Annotated in this window: 15 protein-coding genes and 1 pseudogene; 6 read left to right on the top strand and 10 right to left on the bottom strand. The window is 36.5% G+C overall.

Annotated features, from left to right (window positions below):
• Nucleotides 1-147 precede the first annotated feature (147 nt).
• The 6 genes from GXM17_RS15225 to GXM17_RS15200 all read left to right on the top strand — a co-directional run bounded on the left by GXM17_RS15225 (nucleotide 148) and on the right by GXM17_RS15200 (nucleotide 6628).
• Nucleotides 148-1515, top strand: a complete 1368-nt coding sequence (locus tag GXM17_RS15225; protein ID WP_163400180.1) for a PSP1 domain-containing protein — start codon at nucleotides 148-150, stop codon at nucleotides 1513-1515.
• Nucleotides 1499-1984, top strand: a complete 486-nt coding sequence (locus GXM17_RS15220) for a gliding motility lipoprotein GldH (protein ID WP_163400179.1) — start codon at nucleotides 1499-1501, stop codon at nucleotides 1982-1984. Before GXM17_RS15225 ends, GXM17_RS15220 begins: the two co-directional genes overlap by 17 nt.
• Before the next feature lie 2 nt (nucleotides 1985-1986).
• Complete coding sequence (locus GXM17_RS15215; RefSeq protein WP_163400178.1) at nucleotides 1987-4296, top strand: penicillin-binding protein 1A; 2310 nt, start codon at nucleotides 1987-1989, stop codon at nucleotides 4294-4296.
• Between the two features lie 244 nt (nucleotides 4297-4540).
• The gene (locus GXM17_RS15210; protein ID WP_163400177.1) at nucleotides 4541-5242 is read left to right on the top strand and encodes a CoA transferase subunit A; all 702 of its coding nucleotides are present in this window, start codon (nucleotides 4541-4543) and stop codon (nucleotides 5240-5242) included.
• Between the two features lie 220 nt (nucleotides 5243-5462).
• Nucleotides 5463-6119: a CoA transferase subunit B gene (locus GXM17_RS15205; RefSeq protein ID WP_163400176.1), complete on the top strand. Its 657-nt coding sequence runs from the start codon at nucleotides 5463-5465 to the stop codon at nucleotides 6117-6119.
• 311 nt (nucleotides 6120-6430) lie between these two features.
• Nucleotides 6431-6628 (top strand): hypothetical protein, encoded by a 198-nt coding sequence (locus GXM17_RS15200; protein WP_163400175.1) that lies wholly within the window; start codon nucleotides 6431-6433, stop codon nucleotides 6626-6628.
• Between the two features lie 216 nt (nucleotides 6629-6844).
• On the opposite strand, the gene GXM17_RS15195 is transcribed toward GXM17_RS15200, so the two are convergent.
• The 10 genes and pseudogenes from GXM17_RS15195 to GXM17_RS15155 form a co-directional block, all read right to left on the bottom strand.
• Complete coding sequence (locus GXM17_RS15195; RefSeq protein ID WP_163400174.1) at nucleotides 6845-7585, bottom strand: SDR family NAD(P)-dependent oxidoreductase; 741 nt, start codon at nucleotides 7583-7585, stop codon at nucleotides 6845-6847.
• A gap of 68 nt (nucleotides 7586-7653) precedes the next feature.
• Nucleotides 7654-8220, bottom strand: a complete 567-nt coding sequence (locus GXM17_RS15190; RefSeq protein ID WP_163400173.1) for a Crp/Fnr family transcriptional regulator — start codon at nucleotides 8218-8220, stop codon at nucleotides 7654-7656.
• Between the two features lie 204 nt (nucleotides 8221-8424).
• Nucleotides 8425-10029, bottom strand: a complete 1605-nt coding sequence (locus GXM17_RS15185) for a fumarate hydratase (protein ID WP_163400172.1) — start codon at nucleotides 10027-10029, stop codon at nucleotides 8425-8427.
• A 69-nt stretch (nucleotides 10030-10098) separates the two neighbouring features.
• Nucleotides 10099-10221 (bottom strand): hypothetical protein, encoded by a 123-nt coding sequence (locus GXM17_RS21910; protein WP_280115304.1) that lies wholly within the window; start codon nucleotides 10219-10221, stop codon nucleotides 10099-10101.
• Between the two features lie 170 nt (nucleotides 10222-10391).
• Nucleotides 10392-10673 (bottom strand): annotated as a pseudogene (gene tnpA / locus GXM17_RS15180) (IS200/IS605 family transposase); the annotation flags it as partial.
• 217 nt (nucleotides 10674-10890) lie between these two features.
• Nucleotides 10891-12330 carry a nucleoside recognition domain-containing protein gene (locus tag GXM17_RS15175; RefSeq protein ID WP_163400171.1) on the bottom strand — a complete coding sequence of 480 codons (1440 nt, stop codon included), beginning with the start codon at nucleotides 12328-12330 and terminating at the stop codon, nucleotides 10891-10893.
• A 279-nt stretch (nucleotides 12331-12609) separates the two neighbouring features.
• Complete coding sequence (locus tag GXM17_RS15170; protein ID WP_244307412.1) at nucleotides 12610-13611, bottom strand: winged helix DNA-binding domain-containing protein; 1002 nt, start codon at nucleotides 13609-13611, stop codon at nucleotides 12610-12612.
• A gap of 255 nt (nucleotides 13612-13866) precedes the next feature.
• Nucleotides 13867-14580: a 3'-5' exonuclease gene (locus GXM17_RS15165; protein ID WP_163400170.1), complete on the bottom strand. Its 714-nt coding sequence runs from the start codon at nucleotides 14578-14580 to the stop codon at nucleotides 13867-13869.
• A gap of 95 nt (nucleotides 14581-14675) precedes the next feature.
• Complete coding sequence (locus GXM17_RS15160) at nucleotides 14676-15152, bottom strand: methylated-DNA--[protein]-cysteine S-methyltransferase (RefSeq protein ID WP_163400169.1); 477 nt, start codon at nucleotides 15150-15152, stop codon at nucleotides 14676-14678.
• Nucleotides 15153-15367: 215 nt separating this feature from the next.
• Nucleotides 15368-16189: an SDR family oxidoreductase gene (locus GXM17_RS15155; protein WP_163400168.1), complete on the bottom strand. Its 822-nt coding sequence runs from the start codon at nucleotides 16187-16189 to the stop codon at nucleotides 15368-15370.
• Nucleotides 16190-16295: the final 106 nt, after the last annotated feature.

Genomic DNA, 16295 nt, shown 5'->3' with positions numbered 1-16295 from the left:
CCTATTTTGCTTCAAACAGAATAGGTTTTTTTTATTTAACAAACCATTAGTTTTAATCCATAAAACGCAAACTAAAAAAAATACTATCTTTACCGATCAAACGTTTATGAACTTAAGTTGCACTTTTGCAACACTACATATATAATTATGGCATGTACAAGTTGTTCAACCTCAGATGGCGGCGCACCAAAGGGTTGTAAAAATAATGGGACTTGCGGTACCGACAGCTGCAATAAATTAACGGTTTTTGACTGGCTTTCGAACATGAGCCCGGCTAATGGAGAGGCGCTTTTTGATTGTGTTGAGGTTCGTTTTAAAAACGGACGCAAGGAATTCTTTAGAAATTCAGAGAAATTAACTTTAAGTATTGGTGATATTGTAGCTACTGTTGCATCACCGGGACATGATATCGGAATTGTTACTTTGACTGGCGAATTGGTAAAAATTCAAATGAAGAAAAAAGGGGTGAACCCTGACAGTAATGAAGTCCCAAAAATTTACAGAAAAGCATCCCAAAAAGATATTGATATCTGGTCGGTAGCACGTGATCGTGAAGAACCAATGAAAGTTCGTGCACGAGAACTGGCAATTCAGCATAAGCTGGAAATGAAAATTTCGGATATTGAATTTCAGGGAGACGGATCAAAAGCAACATTTTATTACACGGCAAATGATCGTGTAGATTTTAGGATGCTGATTAAAGATTTTGCTAAGGAGTTCAGTACCAGAGTCGAAATGAAACAGGTTGGTTTCCGTCAGGAAGCAGCCCGTTTAGGTGGAATAGGTTCCTGCGGCCGTGAACTATGCTGTTCTACCTGGCTGACAGATTTTAGAAGTGTCAATACATCGGCGGCCCGTTACCAGCAATTATCCCTGAATCCTCAAAAATTAGCCGGACAATGCGGAAAATTAAAATGCTGTCTAAACTATGAGTTAGATACTTACATGGACGCATTAAAAGATTTTCCGGATTATGACACCAAACTGATTACGGAAAAAGGAGATGCAGTTTGCCAGAAACAGGATATTTTTAAAGGATTAATGTGGTTTGCTTACACAAATAACTTTGCAAACTGGCATGTATTGAAAATTGATCAGGTAAAAGAAATTATTGCCGAAAACAAACAGAAAAACAAGGTTTCTTCTTTGGAAGATTTCGCTATCGAAGTGACTTCAGAACCCGAAAAAGACTTCAATAATGCAATGGGACAGGAAAGTTTAACCCGTTTTGATCAGCCTAAAAAGAAGAAAAAACCAAACCGCAAGCGTAAACAAAATGCTGAAGCTACTGTTCTCGCACCGCAGAAACCTCAGCAGGAAAAAAACACTAATAATGCTAAAGCTGCCGGAAATAATAATCCGAATAATGGCGGTAATGTGAACAAACTAAATAAGCAGAATCATAAGAAAAAGCATAATTCAAAAAACAATCCAAACAAACCACATTCAAACGAAAGTAAACCAGCTGAACCAAGAAAACCTATAATTATTACTAAAAATGAGAATAAAAAATAGCGGAATTCTTCTTTTGGCAGCTATACTTCTTTTTTCGTGTGATAAAAAAAGAGTATTTGATGAGTACAAATCTGTTGGAAGTGCCTGGCATAAAGACAGTATTGTAACCTTTGATCTGCCGGTTTTAGATTCTACAAAACGATACGATTTATTTGTAAATTTGAGGGATAACAACAATTATCCGTTCAGTAATTTATTTTTAATTGTAGCCATTGAAATGCCAAACGGATTTACAAAAGTCGATACACTTGAATATCAAATGGCCAATCCTGACGGAACACTTTTAGGAAACGGTTTTTCAGATATTAAAGAAAGCAAACTCTATTTAAAAGAAAACGTCAGGTTTAGAGGTAAATACAAGGTACATATCAAACAAGCCGTCAGACAATCCGGAAAAATTCCGGGAGTCCAGGAACTGCAAGGTATTACGGATGTAGGTTTTAGAATAGAACAAAAAGATCAGAAATAGTTATGGCTGCTAAAAAAAACAAACAAACAAACAGTACAAAAGATATTAAATACTATCAAAAAAAATTCTGGAGAATCTTTGCTTATGGATTATTAGGGGTTTTGGCCTTCTTTCTATTTGCATCATGGGGACTTTTTGGCTCCATGCCTTCTTTTGAAGATCTGGAAAACCCGGATTCTAATTTAGCTACCGAAATTATTTCTTCTGACGGAGTGGTAATTGGGAAGTATTTCAAAACCAACAGATCACAGCTTAAATATTCTGATTTGCCAAAAAATCTCGTTGATGCTCTGGTTGCTACGGAAGATGCCCGTTTTTATGAGCATTCAGGAATTGATGGACGTGGAACTTTGCGTGCTGCTTTTTCTCTTGGAACTAATGGAGGAGCCAGCACCATAACCCAACAATTGGCAAAACAGTTATTTCATCGTGGAGGATCCAGCTTTCTGCCTTTCAGGATAGTACAAAAAATAAAAGAATGGATTATTGCTATCCGACTGGAAAGACAATATACTAAAAATGAAATCCTGGCGATGTACTGCAACGTTTATGATTTCGGAAATTACGCAGTTGGGGTAAGTTCTGCAGCTCAGACATACTTTTCCAAAGAACCTAAAGACCTTACTATAGATGAATCCGCAATTTTGGTGGGAATGTTTAATAATTCATCTCTCTATAATCCTTTACGTAATCCTGAAGGTGTTAAAAACCGTCGTGATGTAGTACTGGGTCAAATGGTAAAAGCCAAGATGATTACAGAATCGCAAAAAGATAAATACAAGGCGCTGCCAATAGCCTTGAAATTCAAATTAGAAAGCCACCGTGAAGGTATGGCAACTTATTTCAGGGAATATCTTCGTGATTACATGAAAAAATGGATGGCTGACAACAAAAAACCTGACGGAACAGATTATGATATTTATAAAGATGGTCTGAAAATCTACACCACTATCGATTCAAGGATGCAGGCTCACGCAGAAGAAGCGGTTTCTGAACACATGAAAAATTTGCAGCAGCAGTTTTTTATTGAGATGAAAACCAATAAAAATGCACCTTTTGTAAATATTACCCAGGCTGAAACTGACAGAATCATGATGCAGGCCATGAAAAATTCTGTTCGTTGGGCCCAAATGAAAGAAATGGACAAAAGCGAAGATGATATTATTGCTTCGTTTAAAGTAAAGACAAAAATGCGTGTGTTTACCTGGAAAGGTGAGCGCGATACGACTATGACTCCAATGGATTCTATTCGTTATTACAAGCACTTTTTGCAATCCGGTCTAATGGCAATGGAACCACAAACAGGTGCAATCAAAGCATGGGTTGGCGGAATCAATTATAAATATTTCCAGTACGATCACGTAGGGCAGGGAGCAAGACAGGTAGGCTCTACTTTTAAACCTTTCGTTTATGCTACAGCTATTGAGCAATTGAATATGTCTCCTTGTGATTCAATTTTAGACGGACCGTTTATGATTCACAAAGGCCGTCATCATGTAACAGAGGATTGGGAGCCAAGAAACTCTGATTACAGATATCGCGGAATGGTTACTTTAAAACAAGCTTTAGCAGCTTCAATCAATACAGTCTCTGCAAAATTGATAGACAGAACCAGTCCGGAAGCAGTTGTAGAACTGACAAGAAAATTAGGTGTTAAAACTGAAATTCCGGTACAGCCTTCAATTGCATTGGGTGCAGTCGATATTACTGTAGAGGATATGGTAGCAGCTTACAGTACATTCGCCAATCAGGGTGTGTATGTAAAACCTCAGTTTTTAAGCCGTATCGAAAATAAAAGTGGAGAGGTCATTTATGAACCAATTCCGGAATCACACGATGTTTTAAACAAAGATATTGCTTTTGCTGTAATCAAATTGTTGCAGGGGGTTACAGAAACCGGTTCAGGTGCGCGTTTGCGTACGCAGGGCGGAGGTAACGGAGACAATCGCTGGACAGGTTATCCATACATGTTTACGAATCCTATTGCGGGTAAAACAGGTACTACACAAAATCAATCTGATGGTTGGTTTATGGGTATGGTTCCAAATCTGGTTACCGGAGTCTGGGTAGGCTGCGAAGACCGTTCAGCGCGTTTCAAAAGTCTGACTTACGGACAGGGTGCTACTGCTGCATTGCCGGTTTGGGCTTACTTTATGAAAAAATGTTATGCAGATCCGGCACTTCAGGTCTCAAAAGCAGAGTTTGAGCGTCCGGCCAATCTCTCCATCAAAGTAGATTGCTACAGCAGACCAGCGGCTGTTGTAAAAGACACCACTCAGACAGAACAAAATACAGACGAATTCGAACTATAGTTTTAACTTTTTAGAATATAAAATATCCTTTTGTTGCCATCTTAAATTGAGATGAATACAAAAGGATATTTTTTTTGATATTTATATCAGTGGATGAAATTAAAACATTAAATGTCAGGCTGAGCCCATTCGGTTTTACTCAGGATAAACTTAATTGAAGCCTATTTTGTTTTACGAAATCGTTATAATTTAATCTAAAAATGGTATTTTTATAAAAATTACCCAGTAATAAAGACAGTTTGTTATGATTGCAAAAAAAGTAAACAATGTTCAGGACGCTATAACAGGTATCGAATCTGGAATGACCATCATGTTTGGCGGATTTGGTCTTTGCGGAATTCCTGAAAATACCATTGCAGCCTTAGTAAAAACCCAAATTTCAGATTTAACCTGTATTTCTAATAATGCAGGCGTTGATGATTTTGGTTTAGGACTGCTTCTTCAAAAAAAACAAATCAAAAAGATGATCTCCTCTTATGTTGGTGAAAATGCCGAATTCGAGCGTCAGATGCTTTCAGGTGAACTGGAAGTTGAACTCACACCACAGGGAACTTTAGCGGAAAAGTGCCGTGCAGCCCAGGCCGGAATTCCCGCTTTCTTTACTCCCGCTGGTTACGGAACCGAAGTAGCCGAAGGAAAAGAAGTACGTGAATTCAACGGTAAAATGCATATTATGGAAGAAGCCTTCAAAGCCGATTTTGCCATTGTAAAAGCATGGAAAGGTGATGAAGCCGGAAATCTTATTTTCAAAGGTACAGCCAGAAACTTCAATGCCTGTATGGCCGGTGCCGGAAAAATCACCATTGCAGAGGTAGAAGAATTAGTTCCGGTTGGGACTTTAGATCCAAATCAAATTCATATTCCGGGAATTATGGTACAGCGTATTTTTCAGGGCGAAAAGTTTGAGAAGAGAATAGAACAACGAACAGTAAGACAGAAAAATTAGATAATGAGATAATTTGTTAATTAGATAATTCTTTACATGTGTTTTAAAATTATCTAATTATCAAATTGGCTAATTGGCAGATTTAGAAATTAGAAAATGTGGCAATTAGATAATTCTTCACGATTTTTGAAAATTATCTAATTATCAAATTGACTCATTATCAAATTGACTCATTGGCACATTGACTAATCGGCACATTTACAAATTGACACATTTAAATATGGGACTTAGTAAAGAAGATATTGCAAAACGAATTGCAAAAGAAGTAAAAGACGGCTACTTTGTAAATCTTGGTATCGGGATTCCGACTTTGGTGGCGAATTACGTAAGAGACGATATTTCAGTAGAATTTCAAAGTGAAAATGGCGTTTTGGGTATGGGACCTTTTCCTTTTGCCGGAGAAGAAGACGCTGATATTATCAATGCGGGAAAACAAATTATTACAACGCTTCCGGGAGCGAGTTTCTTTGATTCGGCTTTTAGTTTCGGAATGATCCGAAGCCAGAAAGTGGATCTGACAATTCTGGGTGCTATGGAAGTCTCAGAAAACGGTGATATCGCCAACTGGAAAATTCCGGGTAAAATGGTAAAAGGAATGGGAGGTGCTATGGATTTGGTGGCTTCCGCCGAAAATATCATCGTTGCCATGATGCATGTTAACAAAGCAGGAGAATCGAAAATACTTAAAAAATGTACTTTGCCATTAACCGGCGTAGGCTGCGTTAAAATGGTCGTAACTGAGCTTGCTGTTCTCGAAGTAACAGAAAAAGGTTTTAAGCTCTTAGAACGTGCGCCAGGCACTTCTGTCGAACATATCATTGCTTCAACCGAAGCTGATTTGATTATTGAGGGGGAAATTCCGGAAATGGTGTTTTAAATTTGCAAGCTTAATTTGATTAATTCTAAAACAAATAGTTATTAATGAAAATGTTTTTTATTTTAATGTCATTTCTATTTCTGATCAATACAGATGTAGTTCATCAAGATACACGCTTACAAATTGACAACAAGGGAAATATAATTGGCTTACCTAAACAATTTAATCCAGCAAAATTTGACTGGAATAAGAAAACATTGAGAATAAAGAACAGAGAAGTCATTTTCCCAAAATGCATGAATTACTATTTTGCGCAAAATAAAAATACGAAACTGAACTTATCAGCTTCCTAGTATCATTCAAAAGATATTATGCCATATTATCTGAATTTTGACATTTCTGATGAAAGTGTAAATTATGGGTATACGATTTTGATTGACTTAGAAACACTTGAATTAATTGATATAAACAAATCAATTACAAAAGGGAATACAACTTACAATCCTAAAGTAGAATTGGGCAAAAAATGTTTAACAGAATACAAAAAAGGAATTAAAATTCTGGATTAACTACAATTTTCATCCGTTAGCAGTTCGACTAGACTGTTGATTTTGTTTACGGAATTGTTTACAATGCTTTTTTCGTTCCTCGCAAAGACTTGCGTTTTCTGAAAACTAAAGCCCTAGCCCAGATGGAAACGGCATCCTTTTGTGGCGGGGTTCGCCACAAAAGATACAGTGTACAGCTGGAATAGCTTCTAACATTGGATACATTCCAAATAATAATCAATCAAACCCTCCCGAAACACTTATTTTTTGTCCAGTAATCCATGAAGCATCATCAGAAGCCAGAAAAACGGAAAGTTTCGAGATGTCTTTTGGCTGACCCACTCTTCCAAAAGGAGTATTGGCTACAATGTATTGTTCCATTTCTGTTCCTAAAACGGGATTACCTGCCGTTTCTGTTGGTCCCGGCAAAATAGAATTCACACGGATTTTTTTTCCGCTTAATTCTTTTGACAATGTTCTTGTTATAGAATCGACAGCACTTTTTGTCGCAGAATATAATACCGTCATAGGAGTGGCTTTGATGCTGGCAACTGAACTGATATTAACAATGCTTCCGCCATTTTCACTAAAGTATTTCAAAGCTTCCTGAATCGGTAAAAGGGTACCCAGAACATTGCTGTCAAACTGACGGCGAAACTCTTCTTCGGTAATCATTTCCAAAGGTTCAAATTTATAAACTCCTGCATTATTAATCAGCGTATCTATTTTTCCGAATGTTTTATGGGTTTCTTCAAATAATCTCTGAACATCTGTGCTTTTGGTCACATCAGCCTGAATAGTTATTGCTGTGCCGCCATTTTCAGAAATTGCTGCTGATAAAGCTTCGGCTGCATTTTTATCTGATAAATAATTTACAACTACTTTGGCTCCTTCTTTCGCCATTTCTAATGCAATTTCAGCACCAATTCCTTTTGATGCTCCGGTAACCACGGTTACCTTGTTTTTTACTTTGCTCATTGTTTTACTATTTTCTGAAGTAAAAGTAGAGGTAAGCAAAAACAAAAAAGTTGACATAAGGCAAGAAATCAGATTTTGGCTCTGATTCTGCTTAATGTATGTGGCGTTATGCCCAGAAATAGTGCAATCTGATTCTGCGGAACGCGCTGAATGATAGAAGGCTGCCTGAGCAACAGTTTGGTGTATTTGGTTTCGGCATCATCGACAAGCATTTCGCTTTTTAGCTTAAACTTTTCGATAAAAGCTTTTTCTTTTAATAAATGAATGATTTTCGAAAAGTTGACAATTTCTCTTTCAAATAAGTGAAAAGCAGAACTCGTAATTGTAACAACCGTACAATCTGTTACCGCTACAACTGATTCATCCGAAGGCGTTTTATCTGAAAAACTTTCCATTGCAACAGCAAAGTGTCCCTCGCTCGTAAAGTACGGAATGTATTCATTTCCTTCGGTATCCACTTTCATGACTTTAAAAACACCTTCAATAACAAAACCGATTTTAGTGCAGATTTTGCCCTGTTCGCAGTATTTTTCGCCTTTTTTCAGGGTTTCCGTAAACAAATGCTGCTTCATAAACGTTTGCTCTTCTTCTGAAATAGGAAGAATGGAATTGAAAATAGTGATTAACGGATTCATGGTTTAGATAGAAAATGAGTTTTTAAAGGCATAAAAATACCGCAAATTCGCCAATTTTAATCTTTCATATTGGAATATGGAAGATTAAATATGTTTTAGGCTGTAATCTCAAAAATTATAATATTTATTGGAAAATATTTGTAAATAAAAAATCCTGTCATTGAACAGAATTCGTTGACAGGATTTTTTTCATTTTTGTGTTAATTATAAATTTTCAAAGAAATCATTCCCCTTATCATCTGTAATAATAAATGCAGGGAAATCTTTAACAGTTATTTTTCGAACGGCTTCCATTCCTAATTCTTCAAAATCAACCACTTCTACTTTTAAGATATTGTCCTGGGCCAAAATAGCGGCCGGACCTCCGATTGAACCCAAATAGAATCCGCCGTATTTGTTGCAGGCATCCGTCACTTGTTTTGTACGGTTTCCTTTTGCCAGCATAATCATACTTCCGCCATGTTTCTGGAATTCATCAACATACACGTCCATACGTCCGGCTGTTGTTGGTCCAAAACTTCCTGAAGGCATTCCTTCCGGAGTTTTTGCAGGACCTGCATAATACACCGGGTGATTTTTAAAATATTCCGGCATTGGTTTTCCGGCATCTAATAATTCTTTGATTTTTGCGTGGGCGATATCACGGGCTACAATAACAGTTCCGTTTAGTTTCAAACGTGTTTTGATTGGGTATTGTGATAGTTTTGCCAAAATATCTGCCATTGGCTGATCTAAGTCAATTTCAACCGGAGCTTCCAGATGTGGAGCTGTTTCCGGTAAAAATTGTTTTGGATTCGTTTCTAACTGCTCAAGGAAGATTCCGTCTTTAGTGATTTTTCCTTTGATATTTCGGTCTGCAGAACAGGAAACCCCTAATCCAACCGGGCAGGAAGCTGCGTGACGAGGCAAACGGATTACACGAACATCGTGCGTAAAATATTTCCCTCCAAACTGAGCTCCGATTTCACTTTCCTGACAGATTTTCTGAACACGCTCTTCCCATTCCAAATCACGAAACGCCTGACCGGCCATGTTTCCTGAAGTTGGAAGATTATCAAAATAACCCGCAGATGCTTTTTTAACAGTAGCTAAAGTAGCTTCTGCAGAAGTTCCGCCAATTACTAAAGCCAAATGATAAGGAGGACAGGCAGAAGTTCCTAAATCTTTGATTTTTGCACGAATGAAAGCATCAAGGGATTTTTCATTCAGCAACGATTTTGTTTGTTGGTATAAATACGTTTTGTTGGCAGATCCGCCTCCTTTTGCCATGAATAAAAACTCATAAGAAGCTCCTTTTTTGGAATAAATATCGATTTGTGCCGGAAGATTCGAACCTGAATTTTTCTCTTCAAACATTGAAATCGGTACAATCTGCGAATATCTTAAATTACGTTTTTGGTAGGTATTGAAAATTCCTCTGCTCAGCCATTCAGCGTCATCAACACCGGTAAAAATGCTTTCGCCTTTTTTGGCCATTACAATTGCCGTTCCGGTATCCTGACAGCTTGGCAATTGCCCTTCGGCAGCAACCGAGGCATTTTGAAGTAAATTGTATGCTACAAAACGATCATTATCTGTCGCTTCAGGATCATCCAGAATGTTTCTTAGTTTTTGTAAATGTGTTGTTCTCAACATAAACGAAACATCTGTTAAGGCTTCTTCAGCTAGTAATTCTAATCCTTTTGGATCAACAAGAAGAACTTCTTTATCTCCAAATTGTTCTAATTTTACAAAATCTGAGGTAATTTTGCGGTATTGGGTTTCGTCTTTTAAAATAGGATAGGGATCCTGGTATATAAAATCAATCATTTCTTTATTTTTGGCAAAGTTAAAAATTATTTGCCTAAGAAAGAATTTGAATTATACGTGTTTCGGGGTTTATTGTTGATTATGAAACTCATTGAAATTTGCAAATATTATATGATCCGTTCCTACGGAACTTATTGAAACGTCGAAATCTGTTTTCAACGGATTAAAATCCGTCGCTACAATATGATTCATTCCTACTGAATTTAAAAGATAAATTAAAAGTCAATCGTTCGATCTAATTATTACGGCATAATTTTATTACTCCCTAAAATATTTATCATTCACAAGAAACTTTAAAAACCCAGAACAGAGCCATCGGCTCGACCAATATTGTAGGGCCGGATTTTAATCCGGTTAAATTACTCAAATCTTGAATTGGTTAAATTATGATCGTTAATATATTTTGATGATTTTGCTTTTACGATTTTCATTAATTCCGAAATCGTAACAGTAGGTTTTAAACCTAAAAAACAATGAACATGATCTTCAACACCATTTACGATGATGGTTTTACAACCAGTTTCATTTATTAAATTTCCGATAACACCTAATAATTGTGATTTCCATTCTTTGTTAATAACAGCTTCACGATATTTAACAGCAAAAAAAGCCTGAATGTATATTTGATGATAGGTGTTTGGCATTTAATCTTTTTATTAGTTAACTAAATGTTTTATATGAACCGTTCCTACGGAACTTAAACGACATGCTTTATGTCCCAACGGATTAAAATCCGTCGCTACAATACATATTCATTCCTAAGGAATTTTAAAAACCGAAAACAAGAGCCATCGGCTCGATTCAATATTGTAGGGCCGGATTAAAATCCGGTTTAATTGCGTAATGTCAATTAATGTTTAATTAAAAAAACCAGCTAGCGACAAAAATCGCTGTGATGACACATATAACATCCACCAAAAGCATTGTGCCTAATGCGTAACGAGTATTTTTGATATTTACAGAACCAAAGTAAACCGCAATTACATAAAACGTACTTTCGGCGCTGCACTGGAAAATACTGCTTAGTCGGCCCGTCATAGAATCGGCACCAAAAGTATTCATCGAATCAATCAGAAATCCTCGTGAACCGGCAGAACTAAAAGGTCTTAGCAAAGCTACCGGAAGTGCATCAACAATTTCTTTATTCACACCCATATTCGAAAAGAAAAATCCAAGTGCATTGCTGATAATTTCAAACAATCCGCTGTTTCTGAATAAAGAAATCGCTACTAACATCCCTAAAACATAAGGGAAAATGGTAACTCCTGTTTTTACACCGTTATTGGCTCCTGACACAAAAGCTTCATAAACCGTAGTATCTGCCTCAATAAATTTCTTTTCTTTTAGAAATGAAAAGATCAAAGTAGCGACAATAATTCCGACCAATATTAAAGCTGAAAGATTAGAGGTGAAATAATTTTTACCAATTAAATCTAAGTGATTTACGTACATTAATAAACCTACAATTGCTCCAATCAAAGCCATTAATCCAATAACTAAAGAAGCACTTTTGAAGTTGATTTTTTGTCTGATTCCCACAATCAAAAAGGCAGCAATAGTTCCAATGAATGAAGTAATGATACAAGGCAACATCACATCGGCAGGATTACTAGCTCCTGCGGCAGCACGGTATCCGATAATTGAGGTTGCAATCAGCGTCAATCCAGATGCATGCAAACACATAAACATAATCTGTGCATCGCTGGCTTTGTCTTTTTCAGGATTAATTTCCTGTAAACTTTCCATTGCTTTTAATCCGAATGGTGTTGCAGCCGAATCCAATCCTAAGAAATTAGCGGCAAAATTCAGAGTCATGTATGAGATAGAAGGATGATTTTTTGGAATGCTTGGAAATACTTTTACAAATACCGGACTTAACACTTTTGCCAGTTTTTCAGACACTCCCGAAATTATAAGCAATTCCATCAATCCGCAGAAGAAAGCCAAATAGGCAATAAGTGGCAAAATCAAATCCAGTAAAGTGCTTTTGCACGTTGGTAACAAACCATCCGATTTTTGAACACCACTATAAATCTTAACCACTTTATTTTTGTAAACATAAGTAGTGTCAGCATTAAGTGTGTCTCTATTGATGATAAAGGTTTTCTCTTCCGATTTATTGATGCTGTCTTTGATAAATGCAGGAATCTGATCTATATATTGTTCGGAAATTAAAATAGGATCGTCTTTTTTCCCATTTAGAACATTATCAATCGAATAACTGTTGCCGGAAAACAAACTGAAAATCACAAATGCAATCGATGAAATGAAAATGACAAGCCAAAATCTACTTAGTACCATAATTTATAATTTTTGTAAATGTAATAAATCAATTCTAATGACAATTACAAAAGTCAATTTCGTAGATTAGAGAAATTGATGAAAAAGATCAATTGGAGAAATAATGTCACCCTGAGTCCATTCGGCTTCGCTCAGGATAAACTTAGTCGAAGGCTTTTTAACCTTAATGGGCTTCGACTCCGCTCAGCCTGACACTTTTAATTTTTCATTCGATAATAACTTTCGCTTCCAGATACTTTTCAAAAGATTTTATCCCTTCAAAAAGAATCTGCTTTTTGCTCATTTCGGTCTGAGTAAAAAAGTCAGTTTCAATCTTGATATGATCTTTTTTAATGTTCTTTTCCAAGTTCCGATAACTTTTCCGTTTTCTACAATTGTCGGTTTGAAAATGCCGTTTTTGGTAAAAGCTTTTGGCTGATGTTCTAATAAAATGGAAGATTCACGGTTTTTATACGAAATTAAATATTCATCAAAAGCTGCAAGGAAATGTATGCTTTCGCGAAAACTATCCGGTTTTGAATATTCTTTTTTGAACCAATATTGATGATTATCAATAGTTATACTATTTAATTGTAACGAAATTGCATTGATGGCAGATTTGCAAATTGTTACAGAAAAACCCGACCAGTGTGAAAAATCTGCGACTGTTGCCGGACCTCGGCTTTCAAAATAGCGTTGTGCAAGTTTGGCCAAGGCTTCTTCTTGGGTTAATTTGGTGGGAGGTTTAGGAACTCTTTCTTCCAGTAAGGCATACGTCATTTTTTTGCCTTTCATTTTGCCATTGCAGACTACGCCATCTAATTCTGCATACATCATGATCAGAACAGGACTTAACTTGTAATCGCTGGAAAACCTTTTGATAGAAAGTTCCTGTATGATTTCTTCACGGGTTAAATGATTGTTTCCGGCAAGTATTTTTTCTATTGCTGAGTTGATCTTGTCAAATTCTTTTTCGTCACAGCCATATTTTTTGGTTTCGGCTAGAATAATACGTTTGACCTGTGGGCCCGAAACATCAAGCATCCAGTAAATATCTTCGGCAGCAACCAAATGCCAGGTGGGACGTAAAATATGTGTCCGGATTATTTTTCCGGAATTAATAGCATCTTCAATTTCTTTTTCTGTAGCATCACATCGGGAACCAATCGCCCATTTTGCCATTGCATAATCCTGAGCCTGCATGGCACCAAGATGTTGTACAATTTCTTCGGGTGAATTATGATTTGTTTTATCAAGCTTTTGAGAAATGAGACGATGATTTGAAATTTCGTGATGTGTCATCTTTTGTTTTTTTAAACCATATAAGTTATGTAAGTTCATTTAAACTTTGCAACTCAGAAAAAACTATACATTAACACGTTTGGTTGTAATTATTAAAACGTCAGTTCGAGTGTTTTTTGTGCAGAGAAACGGAACAAAAAATATATCGAGAACCGTTTTAATGATAACTTTTCTGTTCTCGATACAATCCCGATGAAAAATCGGGATTACTCGAACTGACGAAAAATTATTATCAAAAACTAATTACACCAACGGTTATACATGAATAATTTCCTCCTCAATGAGTAAATCTTCCCTGCGCAAGCGAAGGAAAATCTGTGCTACGGCAATTGTATCTTTTTCACAATAGGTTACAATTCGGTCAATATCTTTCTCCACATAAAACACATGTGCCACCTGGCTTCCGTCAATATCACCTTTTGGAGAGGGAACGCCGAGAATTTTAGTCAGCAATTTTAAAGAAGTAAAATGTTTGTAATCGCCAAACTTCCATAATTCTAAAGTATCCAGATGCGGAATTTCCCATGGCTTTTTGCCGAATAAATTCAGTTTGTCCGGAATTGCAATTTGGTTGATAATCATTCGGCGTGCGAGAAACGGAATATCGAATTCCTTAGCATTATGCCCACACAAAAGATGCTGCGGCTGATTAAAATGATTGTTCAGCAGATTATTAAAGTCTTTCAAAATCTTTTTTTCTTCTCCGAAAAAAGAAGTTACCCTAAAATTCCGAATATCACCGCGAATCGTAAAATACCCAACGGAAATACAGATTATTTTTCCAAATTCTGCCCAGATTCCGGCACGATCGTAAAACTCTTCGGGCGTAAACTCGTCTTTTCGCTGGTATTGTGTTTTTAAATCCCAGAGTGACTGCATTTCTGCGTCAAGCGAATTGAAATTTTCCTCTTCGGGAACGGTTTCTATATCAAGAAATAAAATGTTGTTCAGGTTTATTTTTTCAATCATTCAGAAAAATTTGAAAATGAGATAATGTGACAATTTGAAAATTACTCAAATCTAATAATTTAATTAGAGAAAATTCGTTCAATTCCTATTTGTTTCTAAAACAAACTTTGCTGAGCAGTTGGGCTTTCATGTTCCAAAAGCCATTTTTTACGCCATATCTCTCCGGCATAACCAGTAAGGGATCCGTTTGTACCAATAACCCGATGGCAGGGAACTACAATCCAAAGCGGATTTTTACCATTTGCCGATGCTACAGCCCTAATCGCTTTTATATCTCCAAGCTTTTTAGTCTGATCCATGTAGCTTACCGTTTTTCCGTACGGAATTTCGAGTAAGGCTTTCCAGACTTTTTTTTGAAATTCTGTTCCTTGTGGATTAAGTTTTAAGTCGAAATCAGTTCTTTTGCCTTCGAAATATTCATTGAGTTGTGAAACAGCTTCTTGTAAAACTCCGGGAATAGTTTCTGAAACTTCGGTTGTACCCAGATCAGAAACAGAAATTACTGAAATACCGTTTTCATCTCCAATGATTTTGGTGATTCCCAGAGGCGAATTGATATAAACTGTTTCCATAAATTTTAGTTTTTAACCGCAAAGGCGAAAGGGCATACGCAAAGTTCGCAAATATTTTTTGAACCATATAAGTCATGTAAGTTCATTTAATTTTTTCCTGTTAATTGACCCAATTGTCATCCTGAGTCCATTCGGCTTCGCTCAGGATAAACTTTGTCGAAGGCTAATGAAAACAGAAAGGGCTTCGACTCCGCTCAGCCTGACATAATAACGCTTTAATAATTTTCTAATTGAAATTTATAGTTTAAATTATTTTCAATTTTATCACTTGAAATAACCTTTCTAATATTCGATTTTTCAGCACTGAAATTTGGCAAAATCAGGTTTTGATCTTTTGCTTTTTGCGTATAATAATCTTCTCTGGTTGGATGAAAAGGCGCAACAGCGTTGAAAACTTCATTCCATTTAGATTGGTTTATGATTGCTGAGATGATGCCGATGCAGTCCTTTTGATGAATCAAATTTACGGGAGCATCTGCATTTGCTAAGTTTTCCTTTCCTGACAAAGAAGTCACGGGATGACGATCTTCGCCGATTAGTCCGCCAAAGCGCAGAATAGTGGTTTCGAAATTTTGATTTTTCTGCAAAATTTCCTCTGCCAGAAGCAACTGTTTTCCGCTTTCTGTTTCGGGATTTGGAGTTGTTTCTTCTGTTATCAAATCGTAATGATCTCCATAAACTGAAGTTGAACTCACAAAAAGGACTTTTTTAACCGAGGAATTCTCAACAAACGGAATCAGGTTTTTGATTTTTTTTACGAATGTCATTTCGAGCGGAGTCGAGAAACTTTGGCTTGCCCTCAGTTTTGGCGGAATATCAATAATCAGGATTTCGCTTTCCGCTAAAAACATATTGATGCTTCCAGAGATACTTTCGCTTTCAAGCGCAACCAAAAATGGATTTATCCCGGCATCTTTTAAAATCGGAAGTTTATTTTCTGAAGTTGTAGATCCGTTTACTGAATTTCCTTTTTCGATTAGTCTTTTTGCTAAAGGAAGTCCAAGCCAGCCACAACCAAGTATACTTATTTTTGTCATTGTTTTCTAAAGTTGCAAAGGTTCAAAGTCACAAAGGTACAAAGTAGAGAACTTCAAAATTAATTTATCTGAGTCTTTGCTTCATGTCCTGAGTGTTTTCGGGATT

The sequence above is a fragment of the Flavobacterium fluviatile genome (assembly GCF_010645065.1).
GTDB lineage: Bacteria > Bacteroidota > Bacteroidia > Flavobacteriales > Flavobacteriaceae > Flavobacterium > Flavobacterium fluviatile.
This window is presented reverse-complemented; position numbering and strand designations above follow the sequence as displayed.